Source organism: Muriicola sp. E247, from assembly GCF_041358175.1.
Classification (GTDB): domain Bacteria; phylum Bacteroidota; class Bacteroidia; order Flavobacteriales; family Flavobacteriaceae; genus Muriicola.
Genome location: NZ_JBGKBE010000005.1, coordinates 85,286 through 106,420 on the forward strand (window position 1 = coordinate 85,286; position 21,135 = coordinate 106,420).

The following is a 21,135-nucleotide window of genomic DNA, read 5'->3' on the forward strand; positions in this document are numbered from 1 at the left end:
ATTTCTTCGCAAAAATAAGGCAATATCCCCTAGCTTGAGTAACCCTTGTTACCAAGCGAATTCCTTTGTAAGGCTACTTTATCCTGAATTTCCGACTTTTTTGCCGGATCATCAAAAAATGAAACAGCTTCCCGTGTCTCCACAAAAAGACACTCTTTTGGCAATAATTCCATAAGTCCGCTTGAGAACAAAATATCCCTTGTAGGCCCAATGGCGCCAGCAATATAGAAGTGGATCCCCCTTTCATACATCACCTCAATGAGATTTCGCAACATATGAGCTGCCGAGGAATCTATGTAATTTATCGCCTCTGCATTTAGGATCACCGCTTTTAGTTCCGGGCCTTTCTGATCAATAAGGTTGAGGAGGCGCGACTTAAAAAATCCTGAGTTTCCAAAATATAACTGAGCATCAAAACGTACAATTAGTAAATCATTTCTTACCAAAGCATCAGATTCAAACCTCCTTATATTTCTGTAGTAAGGAGTGCCTTTTATATTTGCCAGGACAGCAAAATGTGGATTGGAAGTTCTATAGACCATCAGGAGCAGCGAAATCACCACCCCGACGATAATTCCCTCCATGATTCCAATAAAAATAGTAATTGCGAAGGTAGCCAGAAGGACAAAAAACTCATCTTTTCTGTATTTCCATAATTCACGGGCGTACTTAAAATCGATTAAATTATATACCGATACCATAATTATAGCAGCCAAAGATGCTTTAGGCAAGTAATAAAGTAAAGGTGTCAGGTAAAGCAAAGTGAGAAGTACGATTAACGCTGTGACAAGAGTTGCCAGATTCGTTTTTGATTTTGCTTCATAGTAAATAGCTGACCTTGAAAAGCTCGCTGTAACCGGGTAGGATTGAAAGAGTGAACCCGTCATATTTGAAAGTCCCAATGCCACAAGTTCCTTATTTGCATCGAGCTGATCTCTATTCATCCTATCCTCAATTCCCTTGGCTATAGAAATTGTTTCCAGATATCCGATCAGGGATAAAGTAAGGGCGATGGGCCACAACTGCATAATAGAATTGAGCGATACCGATGGCAGGACTACTTCCGGCAAACCCTTAGGAATTTCCCCTACAATATCTACGCCTTTATCGACCCATTGAAAAAGATATACGCTAAGGATAGCCAGAATTACCACTATTAAAATATACGGCAGCTTCTTATTCAATCTTTTTAATACTATGATAAGAAGGATTCCTATCAGCCCTATTCCCAAATCGTAAGGATTTAATTCTGCCATTTTCTCTAAGGCATTCCAGATGATGGCATGCAATTGGTTACTCCCTTCGATATCGGTCCCCAGCAGGTATTTTAACTGACTAAACATTATGATCAATGCAGCTCCGGAAGTAAAGCCGCTTATGACGGGCTTCGATAGAAAATTCACAAGGAATCCCATCCTCAGCAACCCGAGTAAAAACTGAAAAGCCCCTACCATAAAAGCCAGCAAAATAGCCATGGCTATATAATTTTCGGGACCTACAGAGGCGATAGCTCCCAGACCTGCCGCAACAAGAAGCGAATCCATTGCCACCGGGCCTATTCCCAGAGATCTCGAGGTACCAAAAAAAGTATAGATCAGCAAAGGTACCATGGAAGCGTAAAGGCCGTACACAGCAGGTAATCCGGCAATAAGAGCATAGGCGAGGCCTTGAGGAATTAATACAATGGCCACGGTGAGTCCGGCCAACAGATCTTTAGGCAGGAATGACCATCTATACTTCCTGATCCAGGCTGTAAATGGAAATATATTATGCATTTCTAATAGTAATCACTTGCTATGGAATCATAGCGAATTGATCTTTATATGGCTGCGCTGAAGGTCAATGATCCCTTCTCGTTCCATCTTTTTTAATACCCGTGAGATTACGACTCTGGACGTATGTAGGTCCGCTGCAATTTCCTGGTGTGTCGCGTGGATAACATCATTGTGATTTACCATGGCCTTATCCCTGAGGTATTTTAACACCCGTTCGTCCATGTTCATAAAGGCAAGAGTATCTACAGTTTCAAGTAATTCTTCCATTCTGTTATTGTAACTATCCAGAATGAATGCCCTCCAACTCCTGTATTTACCCATCCAGTCCTCCATTTTTTCCACAGGAATCATCAGCAGGTCCACATCAGACTCGGCCACCGCCCTGATCTTACTCGTCCCTTTTTTTACACAGCAGGATAGTGTCATTGCGCAGGTATCACCCTTTTCAATAAAATACAGAAGAAGGTCTTCTCCTGCCTCATCCTCTCGCATGATTTTAATCGCCCCACTGATTATCAAAGGCATAAAAGTGATAGAATCTCCAATATCGATAAGATAATTCCCCTGTTTCACATTTTGAAGTTTCCCTGTGGTAAATATTTCTTCCAGCAGTTCATCCTCGAATAAATACCCGTAGAGTTCCTTGAGAAGTTCAAGGTCTAATTCTATTTTGTTCTGGTTGTCCATTGTTATCCTTTTGGTATTATTCTTAACTTGAATTCGGCTTCGGGTTGATTGAGATGCTTAAATCCTTCGTGTAAAAACGGTTGTTCCACAGCATATGGATAAAAAGTAATCGGCTCTATACAAATCATATTTGAAACGGGTGACCAGAGCATAAAATGACCAAACCCGCTACTCATTATCTGCAGTTCCCTTTCGTCCTTCAGGATTATACTTTCTTTCTCAGGCACATGCAAGGCAATATTTCCTGCAGCCATGACCTCATCCAGACTGTATGAAGTATCGTCTGATACAACCCCTGCAGAAGCCGATCGCAATTTAAACGCGGGGTGATAACCAAGCATATAAGGCATATCCTTGTCGCCACTGATGACAAAGGTAATTTCCAAACAGTCTTTTAAAAGAACAACTCGCTTTTCAAACCGAAAACTAAAGGGCCATATGAGTCGACCTACCTTAGACCGCTCCGGGTACTTCGAATTCTGAATCACTGTACCGGCAATGTATTCTTTGCTAAAACTTGCCGAATGAGCGTCCTCACTGTCCAGAGAATACTCGAGTTCACGAAGCAGGCCATGCTGATCCTGAATAGCATTGCCTTTTGGCACCTGCACCCTGTATCCCGCTTTCTCAGTAGGGCCTATAATGGGGAACATTTCCGTATCTGTATGCCCCCAGCCCGGGCTGCCCTTCTGATGAAGATACTCATATTCATTAAGTTGATAACTGATAATCTCTCCTGAGTCGATGACAATAGTCTGATTATTATTTTTTAGTGTAACCATAGACTATTGATTGATAAGGCGGTAGATCAGTATTGCAGATCGTTTTGTAAGTGCCTCTATCGTTTTTAGATTCACCGTTTCCTCAGGTGTATGTGCTCCGGAGCCCATAGTCCCAAGGCCGTCAAGACAATCTACATAATCAGCCACAAAAGAAGTATCGGCTGCTCCCCTTTTTCCCGGGTCATAGCCTAAAACTTCTCCCTGCCCCAGATCCTGGCTCACCTCATTTAAGGCCGCCAGTAACTTCATGTTTCCCTCTGTGGGCTGCATGGCAGGATAACTATCAGTAAATGATATAGTAGCCGAGGTATTGGGCAAATTATCCGCTACAATTTGCTTCATTTTTTCCCGTGCATTCGCTTTTTGTTCTTCTGAAATAAATCGCAAACCGCCTTTAACATAAGCCGTTTGGGCGACCACATTGGATTTTCCGAAGACTTCTGCTGTGCTTTTTAAGGGATTGTAGTCTACAAAAGTACCTCCCAGTAAGATTCCAGGATTAAATGTTAGGAATTCCTCTCCCCTGACTTCGGTGTAGAACGAGTTCAGGATCCGACTCATCTCAAAGATGGCTCCGGCACCGGTTCTCTCACTAAATACTCCTGAAGAATGTGCGCGTTTGCCTTGTACCTCAACCTCCCACCCGGAGGCTCCTCGCCGTGCTACAGTGGCATAATTAAATCCTGTAGAGGTTTCGTACCCAAGGGCGATGTCACTTCGTTTTGCAGCTTCTATAAGATCTTTCCTGCTCAATTCCAGGGGTTTGCCGGTACTCTCTTCATCCCCGGTAAAGGCTACGATAATCTGTGCATTCCCCAACAGATTCTGCTCATACAAGGCTTTAAGGGCATAGAGAATGATAACATTCCCGCCTTTCATATCATTTCCTCCCGGGGCATGGGCTATACTGTCGTTAATTTTTTCAAATTTCTGAAACGGACTGTTTTCCTCGAAAACCGTATCAAGATGTCCGATAAGTAGTATTTTTTTTCCTTTTTTTCCGCTTGTCTTAGCGAAAAGATGACCTGCCCTGTTCATTTCCTCGGGCATGTCAATCCATCGTGTTGTAAATTCTAATTCTTCAAAAGCTTCCTGAAAAACAGTCCCTACCTCCTTTACCCCCCTGGCATTTAGAGTTCCACTATTGATATTGACTACTTTTTCCAGAAAACTTATAGCCTCATCATTGTTCTTTTCAACGGAAGCTATGATCTTACTTTCAAGACCAGTCAATTTTTGGGAGAAGGAGCACAAGGGGATGGCACTGGCCATCATCAAAATCAGGATTTTACGCATTTTCAAGGGATTGTTTTGGCTTCAAAAGATAGGAAAACTATTCAAGAAAGCCTTGTTTTTTCATCCACTCATCATTGTAAATTTTCCCGACATACCTGCTGCCATGATCGTGAAAGAGTACCACAACTACGTCATCTTTAGTAAAATGCTCCTGTAACTGAATAACGCCTTTAATAGCAGCCCCTGCCGAATTCCCAAGGAACATTCCCTCTTCCCGGGCCAGACGCCGTGTATACACAGCTGCATCCTTATCGGTCACCTTGGTAAAGCCGTCGATGATATCAAAATTGACATTTTCAGGCAGAATGTCCTCCCCTATGCCCTCTGTAATGTAGGGGTAAATTTCATCCTTATCAAAAATACCGGTCTCGTGGTACTTCTTAAATACAGATCCGTAGGTATCTACTCCCCAAATTTTGATATTGGGATTTTTCGATTTCAGAAAGGAGCCTACTCCCGAAATCGTTCCACCAGTACCCACACCCACTACAAAATGCGTGACCTTACCATCGGTTTGTTCCCATATTTCAGGGCCAGTAGTCAGAAAATGCGCTTTGGTATTTGATGGATTATCGTACTGATTTACATACCAGGAATTGGGAATTTCCTCAGACAGTCTTTTGGCAGTAGAATAATAACTCCTGGGATCTTCCGGAGCGACATCGGTAGGGCATACATGAACTTCACTACCCATGGCCTTGAGAATATCAATTTTTTCCTTCGATTGCTTATCGCTGATTACACATATCATTTTATAGCCCATTACCACTGCAACCAAGGCCAGGCCCATACCTGTATTTCCAGAAGTCCCTTCAATTATGGTGCCCCCCGGCCTGAGTTTTCCTTCCGCCACAGCATCTTCCACCATTTGAATTGCCATACGGTCTTTAACAGAATTTCCCGGATTAAAGGTCTCGTACTTGGCCAGGACAAGGCATGGCAAATCCTTGGTCAGTTTGTTTAGTTTAACAAGGGGAGTATCCCCAACGGTTCCTAAAATGTTTTCTGCATATTTCATAGGGTGCAAAGATACAGGTTCACAAAATCTAGGCCTAAAAAGTCCTCAATTTTGACGGTATCATTTTATAAGAGTCCGCAAAAGAATTAATCGAATTTGATTGCTTTTACCGGACTAATCCTTGTAATGATATGCGAAGGGATAAGGAGCATCAGCATACAGAGTAGCAATACCCCCGCATTTAGTAAAAGGATAGTTGGCAGATCCATATATACGGGAATGTAGTCGATGTAATATTCCTGGGGATTGGGAAATTGAAAGTATCTGAAACGATCCTGGAACCAAATCAGGCCCAGACCTAATAAATTTCCCCAGAACAAGCCGATAAGAATAAGGTAAGCCGCATTGTAGAGGAAGACTTTTCGTATACTCCAGTTGGCAGCCCCGAGAGCTTTGAGTACACCTATCATTGGGGTTCGCTCCAGGATGAGTACCAGTAAGGCCGTGATCATATTGATCCCCCCTACGATGATCATAATCCCTATAATGATTCCGATATTGAAATCGAACAACCCAATCCACTCAAAGATTTTATAGTATTTGTTTTTAATGGTCTGGGTATCCAGGGTACTCAGTGTCTGGCCGTAGATCTCTGCACTTTTTTCTTCAATGGTATCAAAATCAGTGAGGAAAACCTCAAAGTTCCCAACCTCTTCACTTTCCCATTGGTTCATCCGCTGGATATGCCTTATGTCTGTTATGATGTAGGTGCCGTCAAATTCTTCAAATCCACTGTCATAAATCCCCGTAATTTTAAATTTTCGCTGATTAGGGATCTTCGACGGATCTTCTTCCTTCAGGAAAAAGGTAAAAAACTCATCCCCCACATCCATTTGGAGTCGGCTTGCCATCAAAGCAGACATGAGTACTTCCGAATTGAGCTTGGAGCTATAATCGGGAAGTTCTCCTCTTATCAGAAAATCTTTAAAGGCGGTCCAATCGTAATCCTCCCCCACCCCCTTGGCGATAATACCCTCAAAAGTATCTTCGGTTCTGATGATCCCTGCCTTGGTGGCAACGGCCTGAATATGCCTGACACCTTCAACCAAATTAAAATCGGGATAGAAATCCTGTTGGAGAGACACCGGAATGACAGAGACCTCGGAATTGTTATTATCGTAATTGTATATCTGTATATGCCCGTTGAAAGCCGCTATTTTTTCCCTGATCTTGTATTTAAGTCCGACCCCTGTGGATACGGCGATAAGCATCATCAGAATCCCCAAAGCAATAGCCGCAATCGCTATTTTTATTATTGGAGCAGATATGCTAATTTTATGCTGCTTACCTTTGATAAGGCGTTTTGCGATAAACAGTTCTAAATTCAACCGATGTTTTTTTTTCTCCCTCAAAAATACAGTTTTCATCTGTTAGTTACTGATGTTTCTGAACTTTCAAAGCAGCTACTCAATGGGACAGCCTTGACGGGTCGACTGATCCTTGGACTAAGTATCCTTACGGCATCCCTGCTCTATGGATGCGGGGACAAAGCTGCACGGGCTTCAGCTGCCGGAAAAGATCTACCTGCGGTAGAAATACTCACCTCTGAAGAGGGGCTTGTTGTTGGAGCGAACCGAACCGAGCTATATCTCCCCTTACTTAGCGGAAAAAGAATTGGTCTTGTTGCTAACCAAACCAGTGTGATCTTCAGAGAAAAAAACAAAGATGTCGGTGCAAAGACCTCCTACACTCATCTTGTTGATTCCCTGCTTGCTTTAGACATGGATCTTATCCGTGTTTTTTCTCCTGAACATGGATTTCGGGGTACAGCCGATGCAGGTGAAAAAGTGAAGGATGGAATCGATCAACGCAGTGGACTCCCCATTATTTCCCTTTATGGGGCGAATCGGAAACCTACGAAAGCACAACTAGAAGGACTTGATGTTGTGTTATTCGACATCCAGGATGTTGGGGTGAGGTTTTATACCTATATAGCTACCCTGCAATTAGTGATGGAAGCATGTGCAGAATCAGGCATACCGGTTATTGTTTTAGACCGTCCTAATCCCAATGGGCATTATATTGACGGTCCCAGTATGGAACCCGAATTTACAGGTTTTCTGGGTATGACGCCCATTCCACTGGTCTATGGGATGACCATCGGAGAATACGCGCAGATGATCAATGGAGAAGGCTGGCTGGAGAAAAGAACTAGGGCAGAATTAACGGTAGTTCCCTTAGAGCACTACACGCATCAGACATCCTACAGCCTCCCTCTCAAACCATCTCCAAACCTACCCAATGACCAGGCCATTAATCTTTACCCCAGCCTGGGTTTATTTGAAGGCACCAATATCAATGCAGGGAGGGGAACAGACTATCAGTTCCAGCGCTATGGGGCCCCGATTCTCAATCCTTCTGTTTATAACTTCAGCTATATCCCTGAATCCAATCCAGGCGCAAAATCGCCAAAACATCTGGGAATTAAGTGTTTTGGGGAAGACCTAAGTAGTGTTCCCAGGCTTGACAAGGTTTCACTGGAATGGATTATCAAAGCATATAATAACTGTGAAGAAAAAGAACGATTTTTTAATACTTCAGGATTTACCAAGCATGCAGGGACAGAGAAATTACAAAAGCAAATTGAGGCGGGGTATTCCGAAGAAAAAATTAAAGAATCCTGGGAGACAGATCTGAACGCCTTTAAAAAGATCAGGAAGAAATACCTCCTCTATCCCTGAGAAGAATCCTCGCCCCCGGTAGGTTTGCGGTATTTGTGGAAAGGTTGTTTCAGCAAGCCCAGAATAGAACCATTTTCTTTTTTGTCCGGAAAGGTATCAACACCATAGACAATGGCCTCCCGGTCTAATTCCATATAAGTCCCAAATAACCTGTCCCAGATGGAGAAAATATTTCCATAATTAGAATCGGTATAAGGCAATACATAATGATGGTGGACCTTGTGCATATCAGGGGACACCAGAATATAGCTGATCATTCGGTCTACTTGTCTTGGCAATCTGATGTTGGCATGGCTAAACTGTGTAGCTATAAGGGAAAGCGATTGATAAAGCATGACAATTCCAATAGGAGTACCCACTAGAAAAACTCCGAAAAGGGTAAAAGAAAATCGGATAAGACTTTCCAGGGGGTGATGCCTGTTGGCCGTTGTAGTATCTACCTCATGATCTGTATGGTGCACCAGGTGTATCATCCATAAGGGTTTTACATTGTGCTCCACATAATGGGCCAGATAAGCCCCAAAAAAATCGAGTAACAAGACACCGAGCAAAATATAACTCCAGAGAGGCATAGCCGGCAACCAGTTGATAAGTCCGAATTCGTTAGCCGCGACCCAGTCACTGGTTTTTAAAAGCAGAAAAGCCAGGGCAAAATTGATAACTATTGTAGTAAAGGTGAAGAAAAAATTAGGCACGGCATGTCGCCACTTTTTATAACTAAAACGAAACAAGGGTACGGCACCTTCCAGCAGCCAGAAGAAAGTAATCCCCAGAACCAGGATCAGACTTCTGTGACTCGATGGGATGGTTTCGAAATATTGAATCAAAGTTTCCATAAACTCAAAAATAATCAAATTGAGGATAAATATCAGAATCAGTTTCCTATCCTCTTTTTCATTTCCTCCACAATATTATACGCTGCAGGACAAACGAAAGTATTCTTAACGGTTAGTTTACCCAGTTGTTCAAACCGCCTTCGATCCGTATGCGGATATTCCCTGCAAGCCTTGGGCCGAACTTCATAAATGCTGCAATAGTTATCAGAACCCAGAAACGCACATGGAAGTTCCTGCAACACATGGTCGCCATCTTCATCCGTCCTTAGATAAGTATCCTCAAAGCTGGCAGCCTTCATTTTAAAATGCTTTGAGATCCTGTCGATATCGGCGCGTGTAAAAAGCGGGCCCGTCGTCTTGCAACAATTGGCACAACTAAGACAGTCTGTATGCTCAAATTCATTATGATGCAGCTCTTGTGCAATGCTATCGAGATTTTTTGGAGGTCTTCGCTTCAAGCGGCTAAAAAACTGGCGGTTTTCACGCTCTTTCTCCCTGGCCAATTTTGGAAGGACCTTCAGGATATCCTGCATACTCATTTCGTTATCCTTATTTAATTTCACCCAGATTTCATTTTCCTTACCGCAACAAATATCCCACTTTTGCATTAAAGAAAAGGCGAAATGGGTGCAGATGTGTTCGGCAAGGCAATTCTGGATTACCAGATGGGTGAAAAGGACGGTGAGATTTTCACTATTTCTTCCCTTGGAGATGAGGATTCCATCCCGGTATCACATCTCTTCAGGAGCTACCAAGCCATGCCCGATTTAGAAAAAACTGCCTTAAGCCTGTGCAGTGGTCGAGTACTCGATGTGGGTTGTGGTGCAGGAAGCCACAGTTTGCACTTAACATCCAGGGGATTAGATGTGACATCAATCGATATATCTCCCGGGGCAATACAAGCCTGCAAGTCACGCGGATTAACAGATGTCGTTCAGGCTGATTTCTGGAACTACCAGGGCGGTAAATTTGACACACTTTTATTACTGATGAATGGGATAGGTATTGTAGGGCAAGTGTCAAAACTAACTCAGTTCTTTCAAAAGGCAAAGGAATTGCTCCATCCCGGAGGTCAGATTATTTTTGATTCAAGCGATATTATTTATATGTTCGATAGGGACGACGATGGAGGGTTCTGGATTCCCAACGATGGCACTTATTACGGGGAGCTTACATACGAGATGCAGTATAAAAATTTAAAAAGTAAACCTTTTCCATGGTTGTTTGTCGATTACAATACCCTCCAGGGTGAAGCCCTGAAAGCGGGATTTGATTGCAAACTTGTAAGGATGGGAGTTCATTACGACTATTTGGCCAGATTAGTGTTAAAGGCATAATAGCGAGGTTATTTTGCCGTTCTTATGTAGGGTTTTAGAGTTTATACTTGTTATAAGTGTATAGATATCATAGATTTATAAGACCGTAATGATGATAAAAAGATATTATTTCTTCCTGATTGGCTTGCTACTTATTGCTGGTTGTTCTAAGGATACGGACAACCCTGGAGGTAATGGCCCCGATCCTATCGACAAGTCAGCTAACTTATTGTCGACAGGTGATTCGGCCAATGACATCCTTACCAATGATACCTTTACCAAATTACTTATTGAAATTGGATATGTCACCGGATTTCAACCCAGTGCAGAAGCCATGAACAATTTCCAGGCCTTTCTACAGGCACGCACATTTAAACAGGATATCGAGATACAATATCTTGAATTGCCCAGTCCGAATGAAAATGACCTGAGTTTACAGGAAATTGCAGATCTGGAAAGTGATAATCGTACAGCTTATAATGAAGGTTCAACCCTTGCAATTTATATATACTTTGCTGATGCTCCGGCAGATGCCGACGATCCCCAGGAAGGAACCGTTACTTTAGGTGCCGTGTATCGCAATACTTCTATGGTAATCTACGAATCTACGGTGAGGGACCTTGCCGTAAATAGCAGTCAGGTTACCATTGCCGACGTAGAAACTGCTGCCCTAAATCACGAGTTTGGACATTTGCTGGGTCTGGTAGATCTGGGGTCACCACCTGTAAATTCTCATGAAGATCCCAGTGCGGAACACCATTGTGATATCAGTGGTTGCCTGATGCGGGCCGAATTGCAGTTTGGCGGTGGCTTACTTGGAATGATGAATAAACGAATCTCATCAGGAAAGGCCCCTGTACCTGGCCTGGATGCCGAATGTATTACTGATTTGCAGGCAAACGGAGGCAGGTAAACAAAGTGTTTAGACAGGTCGTTCCCTCTTCCCTGATTTAGGGGATGTTTAAATATTTGTGAGTTTGAAGGGAGACCTTCCATTTGGGATTGGCCATTACATAATCCACGATAAGAGGTGTAACTTTTTCCCTCACACTCCATTCCGGTTGTAAATAAAGCACACAATTTTCACTTACCTTGGCGGCGTGTTCTTCAGCAAACCTCAAATCATCCTTGTTGTAAACAATTACTTTTAGTTCGTGTGCCCGGAGATGGATATCCCCGACAGGGGCCTTGTTTTTCTTAGGGCTTAAACAAATCCAATCCCATGACCCGCTGAGGGGATAAGCCCCTGAGGTTTCTATATGGGTTTTGAGTAGCTTTTCTTTCAGCAGGGAGGTAAGAGGTGTCATATCCCATGTTAATGGTTCTCCCCCGGTAACTACAATTGTATCAGAATAATTTGCGGCATTTTCAGCAATACTTTCAACGGCAGTCGGAGGGTGTATTTCGGCGTTCCAGCTCTCTTTAACATCACACCAGTGGCAGCCCACGTCACAACCTCCTATCCTGATAAAATACGCAGCAGTTCCCTTGTGGTATCCTTCTCCCTGAATAGTATAAAATTCCTCCATTAAAGGAAGCATCTTTCCCTTATTCACCAGCTCCATGATCGATTTTACTTCCATGGCACAAAGATAAGGTTAACTTATGGAGAAACCTCAGAAATACCCTGCCTTGCCTGCCTTAATTCCTGGCAGCGATTACGTCTATTTCTACCCTTGCATTTCGGGCAAGACCCAGGGCTGCAAAGGTGGTACGGGCGGGTTTATTGACAAAATATCTGGAATACACCTCATTAAAGGCGCTAAAATCTTCCATTGAACTAAGGATTACCGTACATTTTACAACATTTTCAAGACCGAGGCCATGCTGTTCCAAGACGGCTTTAATATTCTCAATAGCCTGGGTTGTTTCAGCTTGTATTCCTCCCTCAACCTTGGTTCTTGTTGTATGATCCATCCCGATTTGCCCGGCGAGGAAAAACATATTACCCACTTCCACGGCATCACTGAAAGGGGCCATTTGTTTTTTGGGTTCATGAGACTTATGAAATATAATTTCCCCGGTTTCCTGGGACATCGCCAAAGGAGAACACAGAAAGAAGCACAGTAGAAAGAGTGTAAAGAATTGATTCATAATTAGTCGTTTTAATGTTGCTTAAAATTACCCTATTTTTATCGAAAATTAGGAAACATGAGTAGGAAGGACGAATTCTACGCACATATAGAAAAAGGGTATGCTACCAAGGGTGACTTTATATCCATGGGAGCAGCTATGCTAGATGGTGAAACCGTCACCAATGCCCTGGTGAAAATTCCTCTGAAAACACTTAACCGACATGGCCTTATTGCAGGCGCTACGGGAACGGGGAAAACTAAAACACTCCAGGTACTGGCTGAAAACCTCTCTGATAAAGGAATTCCAGTCCTGTTAATGGACCTGAAGGGGGATTTAAGCGGCCTTGCCCAGCCCAGTCCGGGCCATCCCAAAATTGATGAAAGACACGAAAAAATAGGGTTTCCCTTTACGGCCAGGAAATTTCCTGTTGAAATCCTCTCTCTTTCAGAACAGGATGGGGTAAAGCTTCGGGCAACTGTATCCGAATTCGGACCGATATTGCTCTCCAGGATTCTCAACCTCACAGTGACCCAGGAGGGTATCGTTGCCGTAATTTTCAAATATTGCGACGACCACAAACTACCCCTCCTCGATCTCAAGGACTTCAAGAAAGTCTTGCAGTATGCCACTGGAGAAGGGAAAAAGGAATTTGAAGAAAGTTATGGAAGGATCGCCACAAGCTCCACAGGGGCTATTCTGCGTAAAGTCATTGAATTAGAGCAGCAGGGAGCCGACCTGTTTTTTGGTGAAAAGTCATTCGATGTGGACGACCTTACCAGAATCGATGAAAATGGCAGGGGGATGATAAGCATTTTAAGACTTACCGATATCCAGGACCGGCCCAAGTTGTTTTCTACCTTTATGCTGAGCTTGTTGGCAGAGGTGTACGCCACATTCCCCGAGCAGGGAGACAGTGACCAACCCGAACTTATTCTCTTTATAGATGAGGCCCACCTCATCTTTAAGGAAGCCTCAAAAGCCTTGTTAGACCAGATTGAAAGCATTGTAAAACTCATCCGTTCCAAAGGTATAGGCTTGTATTTTGTCACACAGAATCCTACAGATGTCCCTGATGCCGTACTTGCCCAACTGGGATTAAAAGTGCAGCATGCCCTCAGGGCTTTTACAGCCAAAGACAGGAAAGCGATTAAACTCACAGCGGAAAATTACCCCATATCAGAATATTACGATACCAAGGAAGTTCTTACTTCCCTCGGGATAGGTGAGGCATTGATCAGTGCGCTGGATGAAAAAGGGCGTCCTACCCCTCTGGCAGCAACCCTGCTGAGAGCGCCGATGAGCAGAATGGATATTTTGACCAAAAAAGAATTAAAAGAGGTTATTGACAATTCCCGACTCGTACATAAATACAATGAAACAATTGACCGGGAAAGTGCCTATGAAATGTTGAATGAGAAGATCGAAAAAGCTGAAGCCAAAGCTAAGAAAGAAGAAACCCGATCCTCAGGCAGATCCAGATCAACGAGTACCAGAAGCAGAAGTACCCGGCAGAATCCTGTGGTAAAAGTACTTACTAGTGCCACTTTTATAAGAGGGGTCCTTGGCATTCTAAAGAAAGTTATGAAGTGAGAAAAATCATTTCCATGTTTTCTACTCAATCCTAAAAAACAATTATTCATGAAAAATTTCACAGGCATATGCCTTCTTTTTATACTTCTTGCCGCTTGTAAAAAAGAGCCGGATCCCAGGTTCAATATTACAAAAGACCGCGTTGGTTTGCTTGAAAAGTCGGCCACCCTTGAGGATCTGGATCGCATTTTTACAGAAGACTCAATTGTCAGACCCACGTCTTTACCCAATAATCAGGGAGCTTCAGGAATAATCGAAGTATTTGAAAAAGGCGGGAAACAGTTGCTGAGTATCACCCCTTCAGAGGACAGCATTCCCGGTATTACCAATATACGGATCCACGATGCGAGGTTTACCACCGGGGAAGGTATCTCTGTTTCTAGCACTTTTGGCGAGATTAGAGATAAGCTTACTGTGAAGAAAGTGATCACTTCCCTAAACAATGTAGTTATTTTGATCAAAGAGAGCGATCTGTATTTTACGATCAGCAAGGATGAGTTACCCGCAGAACTCCGGTTTAATAACTCCGATATCGATTTGGTTCAAATCCCCGATAATGCTAAGATCAAGTATATGATGGTGGGATGGAATTAAGCCTTAGGATATGACGAATTTCCCTGTTAATTAATTCCTAAGCTAAAACAAATCCAACCCAGGTTTCATTACATTGAGAATAAATAACCTCATTATGAAAAAAATCACCCTGGCTTTTCTATGTTGTTTCACCCAATTCATATCAGCTCAATACGAGTATGATCCATCCCCGGAACATCCCTATGGCCTGCCAAATCCGGAAGCACCACAAGAATTATTAGATTTTGCTCCCTTGATTGGGGAGTGCGATTGTTCATCTGTTTCCAGGAATGCGGATCAAAGTTGGGGAGAACCGGTAGATATGATATGGCGATTCAAATACATTATGAACGGCTTAGGCGTTCAGGATGAAACGCTGAAAGCAGACGGCAAACACTCGGGCAGTATTCGTCAATTTGTAAAGGATAGTACACGCTGGTATGTCCATTATTACAGTTCCGGATCACCCTCAACCATTTTACCTGCCTGGGAAGGGAACAAATCAGCAAACGGAGATATTGTTTTGTACCGAAAACAAAAAGCACCTAATGGCCTCGATGGGTACTATAAAATAACTTTTTTTGAAATTAATTCCGATGGTTTTAAATGGCTTGGCGAATGGGTAAATACTGATGAAACTTTTTCATTTCCTACCTGGAAAATAGAATGTAAAAAAAGAATCAGTCCGGGTGTTCAAAGTGAAAGGCAACGCATACTGACTTCCATGAAAAAATTTTCAGAGGCTTATCAAAATGGAGATTATGAAAGTATTGCGAATTCATACACTGTAGATGGAAAAATTTTTCCGAATAACACTACCATCATTCAGGGTAGAGATGCCATAAAAAAACGATGGACCTTACCCGAAGGAAGCCGTATCCTGCATCATGAATTGCAACCTGAAGAGATTAATATTCTTGGAAATTATGCCTTTGATTATGGCTATTATAATGGCAGATCAGTTAGTGGAGAAGGAAATGAAGCAACGTTTAGAGGAAAATATGTAGTTGTATGGAAAAAAGTTGCTGATGAATGGAAGATGTATCTCGATATATGGAATCGAGTAGCAGATAATTAAATTAATTTTCTATTAATAGTGTTTTCCATAAGGATTTTCAGAATGCATGAATACTAGCGTTTCCAAGTATAAGCTACTTAAAATAGATCGATTAGGATGACCACGTACTTAAAGCGCATAGTTCCAAAAATTTATGGTTTAGCTTTCAATTTATTATCCTTCTTCTCCAAAAGAGCGGCGGCTATTAAAGCGTACCGACTTTTTTGTACGCCCAGAAAAGGGAGGGTTTTGCCCATTCAGGAAGAATTTCTCAAAAAGGCTACATTCGAAAAAGTGCAGGTTGATGACATGGAAATCCAGACCTATCACTGGAAAGGACCCGGAAAAAGGGTGATGCTTCTCCATGGTTGGGAGAGCAATACCTATCGCTGGAGAAATATGATCGGATTTCTCAAAGAAGAAGGGTACGATATCGTTGCATTTGATGCTCCCGCCCATGGCTGGTCTAAAGGAAAATTGTTTCACGTTATCAGGTATACCGCCTGTACAAAAAAAATGGTTACCCGGTATGAACCGGATTATCTAATCGGCCACTCGGTAGGGGGCATGAATGCAATCTATCACCAGTATTTATACCCTAAAAATTCCCTCCAAAAAATAGTAACCATCGGCTCTCCTTCAGAGATGCAGGATGTAATGAAGCAATACCAGGAAATACTGCAGTTCAATGATCGCGTAATGCAGGCCCTCGATGAATTGATTATTGATAAATTTGGATTTCGGATTGTTGATTTTTCTACCTCCCGATTCGCAAAGGAACTCGACATTGACGGATTCCTTATTCACGACAAGCTAGATACCATTGCCCCATTCAGGGCTTCACAGGAGGTACATGCACAATGGAAGGGAAGTAAGTTGATCAGCACTGAAGGATTTGGTCATTCCATGCACCAGGACTTTGTAAGCAAGGAAATTATCGATTTTCTGAACTCATAAAAAAGAGATATTTTTAATCTGCCTAAAAAGGGCTTAACTAATTCTCATATCTCAATCTTCAAACTATGTCTTCATTAACTCCTTTTCATATTGCAATTCCGGTACACAACCTTGATGAATGCCGAACCTTTTACAGGGAAATCCTTAATTGCACTGAAGGTCGGAGCAGTGATCACTGGGTAGATTTTAATCTATTCGGGCACCAATTGGTGATACATTACAAGCCCAGGACGAATGAGGAAACACACACGAATCCTGTAGATGGTAAAAATGTTCCCGTTCCACATTACGGAGTGGTTCTTCCCTGGAATGACTTTCAGGAGTTTTCAGCGGAATTAAAGAAGAAGGGAGTTGAATTCATAATTGAACCCTATGTACGCTTTGAAGGAGAAGTAGGTGAGCAGGCCACTATGTTCTTCCTTGATCCGGCAGGAAATGCTTTGGAGTTTAAGGCGTTTAAGGATATGGAGCAATTGTTTGCAAAATAACATTCTTCAGCACAAGTTTCTGGTTTCCAGGAGGATATATCAATTTTTTGATGGAAAATACTCGTTTTTTTGTATCTTAAAGGGATTAATCTTTCTCAAACAACCCAATCATGGAAAAAAAAATTATTGCCGTTGTGGGTGCAACAGGCGCACAGGGAGGTGCGGTTGTAGCAGCCCTGCTCAATGACCCCTCAGGTGAATATGCCGTAAGGGCGATCACCCGTAATTCTGATTCCGACAAATCGATAGCCCTCGCTAAAAAAGGTGCTGAAGTTATCGAAGCCGACATCTCAGACAAATCGAGCCTGGTTAAAGCATTTAAAGGAGCCTATGGCGCTTTTTGTGTCACCTTTTTCTGGGAGCACTTTTCTCCTGAAAAAGAGATGGATAACGCAAGAAACATGGCTGAGGCAGCAAAAGAAGCCGAACTCTCGCATGTAATTTGGTCTACCCTTGAAGATACGCGAAGATGGGTTCCGTTAGATGATAACAGCATGCCAACCTTAATGGGGAAATACAAAGTTCCTCACTTTGATGCCAAAGGGGTCTCCAATGCCTATTTTGAAAGAAGCGGAGTTCCTTACACCTTGTTATTGACATCATTTTTCTGGGAAAATTTTATTTATTTCGGAGCGGAACCACAAAAAGGTCCGGATGGAGAACTTGCTATCACCTTCCCGTTGGCGGAAGCTAAAATGCCGGGTATAGCCGTTGCTGATATAGGAAAATGCGTGCTTGGCATTTTAAAAGAAGGAAACAAATATATGGGAAAGACTGTCGGTATAGCCGGTGAACATCTCAGTGGCATGGAAATGGCGGAAATATTTACCGAGGTGTTGGGCAAAAAAGTGAAATACAATGCCGTACCACCTGAAGTGTACAGGTCCTTTGGATTCCCCGGAGCAGAAGATCTGGGGAATATGTACCAGTTTAAAACCCAATTTGAATCAGTATTCCGCAAGGCCAGAAACGTAGATGAGTCGCGAAAGCTCAACCCTGAACTTCAAACCTTTAAAGCCTGGTTAAGAAAGAACCAAGCCAAAATTCCGGTACACAAGGAAACTGCCTGAACAGACTGACACTTTTAGTCTGCTACATAAAATAAGAGTGATGCCCCTAGTTTATAGGGGCATTTTTATTCTAGGATCAGTTTTCTTCTTTTTTCCTGAAACGATTTCTGAGAAAAAGATATAAACCGTAAAGAATACCAAAAATAAAACCTTCTCCAGCCTCCCTGATGAGAATATCCCTGGAATAATCCTTTTCTAAAATAAGGGATACAATGATGTACAACACCATTGCTACAAATATTTGTATTGCGTATTTTCTGAGTTTCATTTTTCCCATTTCTATCAATTTCACCCGAGGATCAGTCCCCTGCGACGTACCCAGAAAAAGGCGAAAATTAAATTGGGTACCCAACAAAGCCAGGCTACGATCCTGTAGGCTGTGATAAATTCCCCAAATATCAGAGTAAGCAAGGGCAACCAGATACGAAGGGTAACTGCTGCAAAGCACAGTGCATAGCTGTATATCATAAATCCCTGGTGAAGGGAAATATCCTTATTCCGTATCGCCTTAAAAGCCATATAGGTGGTCCATAACCACAGTATCCCGAGGCTAATAAATCCGATGGATGAAATGAGTCCGCCCGTAGCATAAAAACCAATGTAAATAGCGCAGCTGCCACTCACGAGTGCGGCAATCATATATATCCTGCCGATGAGCCTGTGCCGTTTTAAATTTCGGTTTCTGAATTCCTTGTGGAATTGTACCCACCCTACAAGCAATGCCAATCCGCCAAAGAGGATATGACCATAAAAGCCAGTATTCCAGATGACGTTAGACAACAAGGCATCGCTCTTGGATGCAAGCAGTCCAAATTCCCTGTCAATTAAAAAGTATGTCAGGGGATACAAACCAATAGAAATCGCCATTATGGCAAAGATGATCCAGGCGAATTTATTGGTTGTATTTTTCATAGTTTACCGGTACCTCCAGCTATTCAGATCAGCACCTTCAGGAGCAGTTTCAGCTATTCTTTTCATAATCTTGGGGACGTACATGCTGTTATATCGCAGGCGACTGATATGGTTGGGTTCCTCTGGATCCCCGTTCCAGCAATGTTCTGCCCTGTCACCGTATTTCACTTCCCCATTGTAGTAAGGATCAGTGGTACTTTCAAGGAAGTCCTCCATCAGATATACGGCATTATTAAGGTAATAATTATCCATATCGCCGCAGTAGATATGAATCTTCCCCTTTAGCTTTTCCCCCAGTTTATCCCAGTCGCGCTCCAGAATATACCGGAGATCATAATTTTCTTTCCAGTATTCGGCCACACTGTGATCAATATCACCCGACACCTTATCCCATAGTCGCTGGGGATACCCATCTTCCCCTTGAGGAGAATAGGTTGCCTCCCAGATATCCCACTGCTGGCCTGAACGCGATTTATCGCCCAACACCAGTTCAAGGTGGTTCTCATCTTTTACAGTACTCTGAATATGCCCCAGGTAGTCTCTGTGTGCCGGCACTTCCAAATCTTTAAAATCACTTTCATAAAAATAGGCGTTCTCGTCCCCGTATATGTCGGTTAGGCAATACGCCCTGAAATCTATTGGATCAGGACAGGCAGCGAAGCATCCATTGTATTCTTCCGGGTATTTTACCTGTACTGCCAGGGCCTCCCAGCCCCCGGTAGAACCACCGTAAAGGAATCGTGACCAACCTTCCCCCATACCCCGGAATTCCTTTTCAATATGAGGAATGAGTTCATAGGTAATCGCATCTCCGTAGGGGCCCTGACTAGCCGAATTTACTGCATATGAATCATCATAATACGGTGTTGGATGCTGGATTTCAATGATCAGGAATCTGGGAAAATCAGGATCATTCCAGCGTTTATAAAAGTCGTATGCCTCTTGCTGTTGAATGATGTTATAGCCTTCTACGTCAAATCTGGCGGAGTATTCGGGCTCAAGATTGGGATCCGGGGGTGTTGTCCTGAAGCCTCCAAAATCGTCAGGAAAATGCCCGTGAAAAATCATAAGAGGATATTTTGCTTCCGGGTGTTCTTTAAATCCCTTAGGGAGTAAAACATGCGCCCCCAGATACATATCCCGACCCCAGAATTCGGATAGCTTTTCAGATTTAATTTTAATGTGTTTTATCCACTCGGTGTCTTCGGGTTCTACAATAGGCGGAATCTTCTGATCTAAAAGAATTTCTAAGGATCCTATACCATTATCCGTAACGGTAATTTTTTGAGGAGTACTGTATAAATTGCCCGGCGATCTGTTCCATTGCTGCCCTTCCCCATTATCCATGGGGAGCTTTACTGTATGACCAGTGGCCAGATCAAAAGTCTCATACACATGAAGGAGTGCCTGTACCCAGTACTCCCCCGGTGGTATCTCAGAAAGATGCGCTATAGGGAAGCCTAAGGCATCAGCATCAAAAACTGTGGCTTGTCCGGGTTTCATCTGGTTGACATTCATCCCGTAAATCAACTGAGTTTTGAGGCCCCCATTGATCTGAAACCTGGGTTCTACGGCATTGTCTTTGGCCAGCATCAATAATAACCTACCGTCAAGGGCATTTTCACTTTGTGAATCCGGGATTGATATTGATATATTACTGTTTGTTCCAGAGGCTACAGGACCGCCGCAACCTACTAAAAAGACCAAAACACCGCTGAAAAAGAGGAAAATTCGTTTCATTACACCGAAATATTTTCGATAAAAGGTACCTATTTTTGGGAATGTCACCAATACCAAACCGTTTTTTTCCACGTTTTAATTAATCAGTAACTCGGTAATCATACCTACTAAATTATTGAGCTATGAAACGTCCCTATGTGATTTATTTCCTCTTGGTGATCCTGGCTATCATCTGTACGTGGAGTTGTACCAATGAAGAAGGTGAAAGTGATATCGACATACTTACACCTAATGATTCCACTCAGAGCAGCTACGAATCGCGGGAAATACCAAAATAAAAA

23 protein-coding genes are annotated in these 21,135 nt (G+C 42.7%); 10 read left to right on the plus strand and 13 right to left on the minus strand.

What is annotated here, in order from left to right:
- Positions 1 to 29: 29 nt before the first annotated feature.
- From ACA086_RS09110 to ACA086_RS09135, 6 genes are all read right to left on the minus strand, one after another.
- A complete protein-coding gene (locus tag ACA086_RS09110) occupies positions 30 to 1,775 on the minus strand; it encodes a SulP family inorganic anion transporter (RefSeq protein WP_371003006.1) in 1,746 nt (581 codons plus the stop codon).
- A 27-nt stretch (positions 1,776 to 1,802) separates the two neighbouring features.
- Positions 1,803 to 2,462 (minus strand): Crp/Fnr family transcriptional regulator, encoded by a 660-nt coding sequence (locus tag ACA086_RS09115; protein ID WP_371003007.1) that lies wholly within the window; start codon positions 2,460 to 2,462, stop codon positions 1,803 to 1,805.
- A 2-nt stretch (positions 2,463 to 2,464) separates the two neighbouring features.
- Positions 2,465 to 3,244 (minus strand): aldose 1-epimerase, encoded by a 780-nt coding sequence (locus ACA086_RS09120; RefSeq protein WP_371003008.1) that lies wholly within the window; start codon positions 3,242 to 3,244, stop codon positions 2,465 to 2,467.
- Between the two features lie 3 nt (positions 3,245 to 3,247).
- Positions 3,248 to 4,540, minus strand: a complete 1,293-nt coding sequence (locus ACA086_RS09125; RefSeq protein ID WP_371003009.1) for a M20/M25/M40 family metallo-hydrolase — start codon at positions 4,538 to 4,540, stop codon at positions 3,248 to 3,250.
- Between the two features lie 37 nt (positions 4,541 to 4,577).
- Positions 4,578 to 5,558 carry a PLP-dependent cysteine synthase family protein gene (locus ACA086_RS09130; RefSeq protein WP_371003010.1) on the minus strand — a complete coding sequence of 327 codons (981 nt, stop codon included), beginning with the start codon at positions 5,556 to 5,558 and terminating at the stop codon, positions 4,578 to 4,580.
- An 86-nt stretch (positions 5,559 to 5,644) separates the two neighbouring features.
- The gene (locus ACA086_RS09135) at positions 5,645 to 6,886 is read right to left on the minus strand and encodes an ABC transporter permease (RefSeq protein ID WP_371003011.1); all 1,242 of its coding nucleotides are present in this window, start codon (positions 6,884 to 6,886) and stop codon (positions 5,645 to 5,647) included.
- 3 nt (positions 6,887 to 6,889) lie between these two features.
- On the opposite strand from ACA086_RS09135, the gene ACA086_RS09140 reads away from it, so the two are divergent.
- The gene (locus ACA086_RS09140; protein WP_371003012.1) at positions 6,890 to 8,239 is read left to right on the plus strand and encodes an exo-beta-N-acetylmuramidase NamZ domain-containing protein; all 1,350 of its coding nucleotides are present in this window, start codon (positions 6,890 to 6,892) and stop codon (positions 8,237 to 8,239) included.
- On the opposite strand, the gene ACA086_RS09145 is transcribed toward ACA086_RS09140, so the two are convergent.
- Both ACA086_RS09145 and ACA086_RS09150 read right to left on the minus strand, forming a co-directional pair.
- Complete coding sequence (locus ACA086_RS09145; protein ID WP_371003013.1) at positions 8,230 to 9,075, minus strand: sterol desaturase family protein; 846 nt, start codon at positions 9,073 to 9,075, stop codon at positions 8,230 to 8,232. The two genes, ACA086_RS09140 and ACA086_RS09145, sit on opposite strands and share 10 nt — an antisense overlap.
- Before the next feature lie 38 nt (positions 9,076 to 9,113).
- Positions 9,114 to 9,608 (minus strand): YkgJ family cysteine cluster protein, encoded by a 495-nt coding sequence (locus tag ACA086_RS09150; RefSeq protein WP_371003117.1) that lies wholly within the window; start codon positions 9,606 to 9,608, stop codon positions 9,114 to 9,116.
- 90 nt (positions 9,609 to 9,698) lie between these two features.
- Here ACA086_RS09150 and ACA086_RS09155 point away from each other — a divergent pair, with 90 nt between their 5' ends.
- Both ACA086_RS09155 and ACA086_RS09160 read left to right on the plus strand, forming a co-directional pair.
- Positions 9,699 to 10,412 carry a class I SAM-dependent methyltransferase gene (locus ACA086_RS09155; protein WP_371003014.1) on the plus strand — a complete coding sequence of 238 codons (714 nt, stop codon included), beginning with the start codon at positions 9,699 to 9,701 and terminating at the stop codon, positions 10,410 to 10,412.
- Positions 10,413 to 10,500: 88 nt separating this feature from the next.
- Complete coding sequence (locus tag ACA086_RS09160) at positions 10,501 to 11,304, plus strand: hypothetical protein (protein ID WP_371003015.1); 804 nt, start codon at positions 10,501 to 10,503, stop codon at positions 11,302 to 11,304.
- A gap of 37 nt (positions 11,305 to 11,341) precedes the next feature.
- Here ACA086_RS09160 and ACA086_RS09165 read toward each other — a convergent pair whose 3' ends face one another.
- Together ACA086_RS09165 and ACA086_RS09170 are read right to left on the minus strand one after the other, a co-directional pair.
- Entirely contained in the window at positions 11,342 to 11,974 is a 633-nt protein-coding gene (locus ACA086_RS09165) for a 7-carboxy-7-deazaguanine synthase QueE (protein WP_371003016.1), read from the minus strand.
- A 58-nt stretch (positions 11,975 to 12,032) separates the two neighbouring features.
- On the minus strand, positions 12,033 to 12,485 hold the full coding sequence (locus tag ACA086_RS09170) for a RidA family protein (protein WP_371003017.1): 453 nt from the start codon (positions 12,483 to 12,485) through the stop codon (positions 12,033 to 12,035).
- 57 nt (positions 12,486 to 12,542) lie between these two features.
- Between ACA086_RS09170 and ACA086_RS09175 the strand changes: the two genes are divergently transcribed.
- From ACA086_RS09175 to ACA086_RS09200, 6 genes are all read left to right on the plus strand, one after another.
- Complete coding sequence (locus ACA086_RS09175) at positions 12,543 to 14,057, plus strand: helicase HerA-like domain-containing protein (protein WP_371003018.1); 1,515 nt, start codon at positions 12,543 to 12,545, stop codon at positions 14,055 to 14,057.
- A 48-nt stretch (positions 14,058 to 14,105) separates the two neighbouring features.
- The gene (locus ACA086_RS09180) at positions 14,106 to 14,651 is read left to right on the plus strand and encodes a hypothetical protein (protein ID WP_371003019.1); all 546 of its coding nucleotides are present in this window, start codon (positions 14,106 to 14,108) and stop codon (positions 14,649 to 14,651) included.
- Between the two features lie 94 nt (positions 14,652 to 14,745).
- Complete coding sequence (locus ACA086_RS09185) at positions 14,746 to 15,708, plus strand: DUF4440 domain-containing protein (RefSeq protein WP_371003020.1); 963 nt, start codon at positions 14,746 to 14,748, stop codon at positions 15,706 to 15,708.
- 96 nt (positions 15,709 to 15,804) lie between these two features.
- Positions 15,805 to 16,644 (plus strand): alpha/beta fold hydrolase, encoded by an 840-nt coding sequence (locus tag ACA086_RS09190; protein WP_371003021.1) that lies wholly within the window; start codon positions 15,805 to 15,807, stop codon positions 16,642 to 16,644.
- A gap of 65 nt (positions 16,645 to 16,709) precedes the next feature.
- Entirely contained in the window at positions 16,710 to 17,132 is a 423-nt protein-coding gene (locus ACA086_RS09195) for a VOC family protein (protein ID WP_371003022.1), read from the plus strand.
- A 110-nt stretch (positions 17,133 to 17,242) separates the two neighbouring features.
- Positions 17,243 to 18,202, plus strand: a complete 960-nt coding sequence (locus ACA086_RS09200; protein WP_371003023.1) for an NmrA/HSCARG family protein — start codon at positions 17,243 to 17,245, stop codon at positions 18,200 to 18,202.
- A gap of 76 nt (positions 18,203 to 18,278) precedes the next feature.
- On the opposite strand, the gene ACA086_RS09205 is transcribed toward ACA086_RS09200, so the two are convergent.
- From ACA086_RS09205 to ACA086_RS09215, 3 genes are read right to left on the minus strand one after another with little or no spacing between them, the layout of a single operon-like run.
- Positions 18,279 to 18,470, minus strand: coding sequence for a hypothetical protein (locus ACA086_RS09205; RefSeq protein ID WP_371003024.1), 192 nt, complete (start codon positions 18,468 to 18,470; stop codon positions 18,279 to 18,281).
- Positions 18,471 to 18,490: 20 nt separating this feature from the next.
- Positions 18,491 to 19,114 carry a DUF2306 domain-containing protein gene (locus ACA086_RS09210; RefSeq protein WP_371003025.1) on the minus strand — a complete coding sequence of 208 codons (624 nt, stop codon included), beginning with the start codon at positions 19,112 to 19,114 and terminating at the stop codon, positions 18,491 to 18,493.
- A 3-nt stretch (positions 19,115 to 19,117) separates the two neighbouring features.
- Positions 19,118 to 20,854, minus strand: coding sequence for an alpha/beta hydrolase-fold protein (locus tag ACA086_RS09215; protein WP_371003026.1), 1,737 nt, complete (start codon positions 20,852 to 20,854; stop codon positions 19,118 to 19,120).
- Between the two features lie 122 nt (positions 20,855 to 20,976).
- Between ACA086_RS09215 and ACA086_RS09220 the strand changes: the two genes are divergently transcribed.
- Positions 20,977 to 21,132, plus strand: coding sequence for a hypothetical protein (locus ACA086_RS09220; RefSeq protein WP_371003027.1), 156 nt, complete (start codon positions 20,977 to 20,979; stop codon positions 21,130 to 21,132).
- Positions 21,133 to 21,135: the final 3 nt, after the last annotated feature.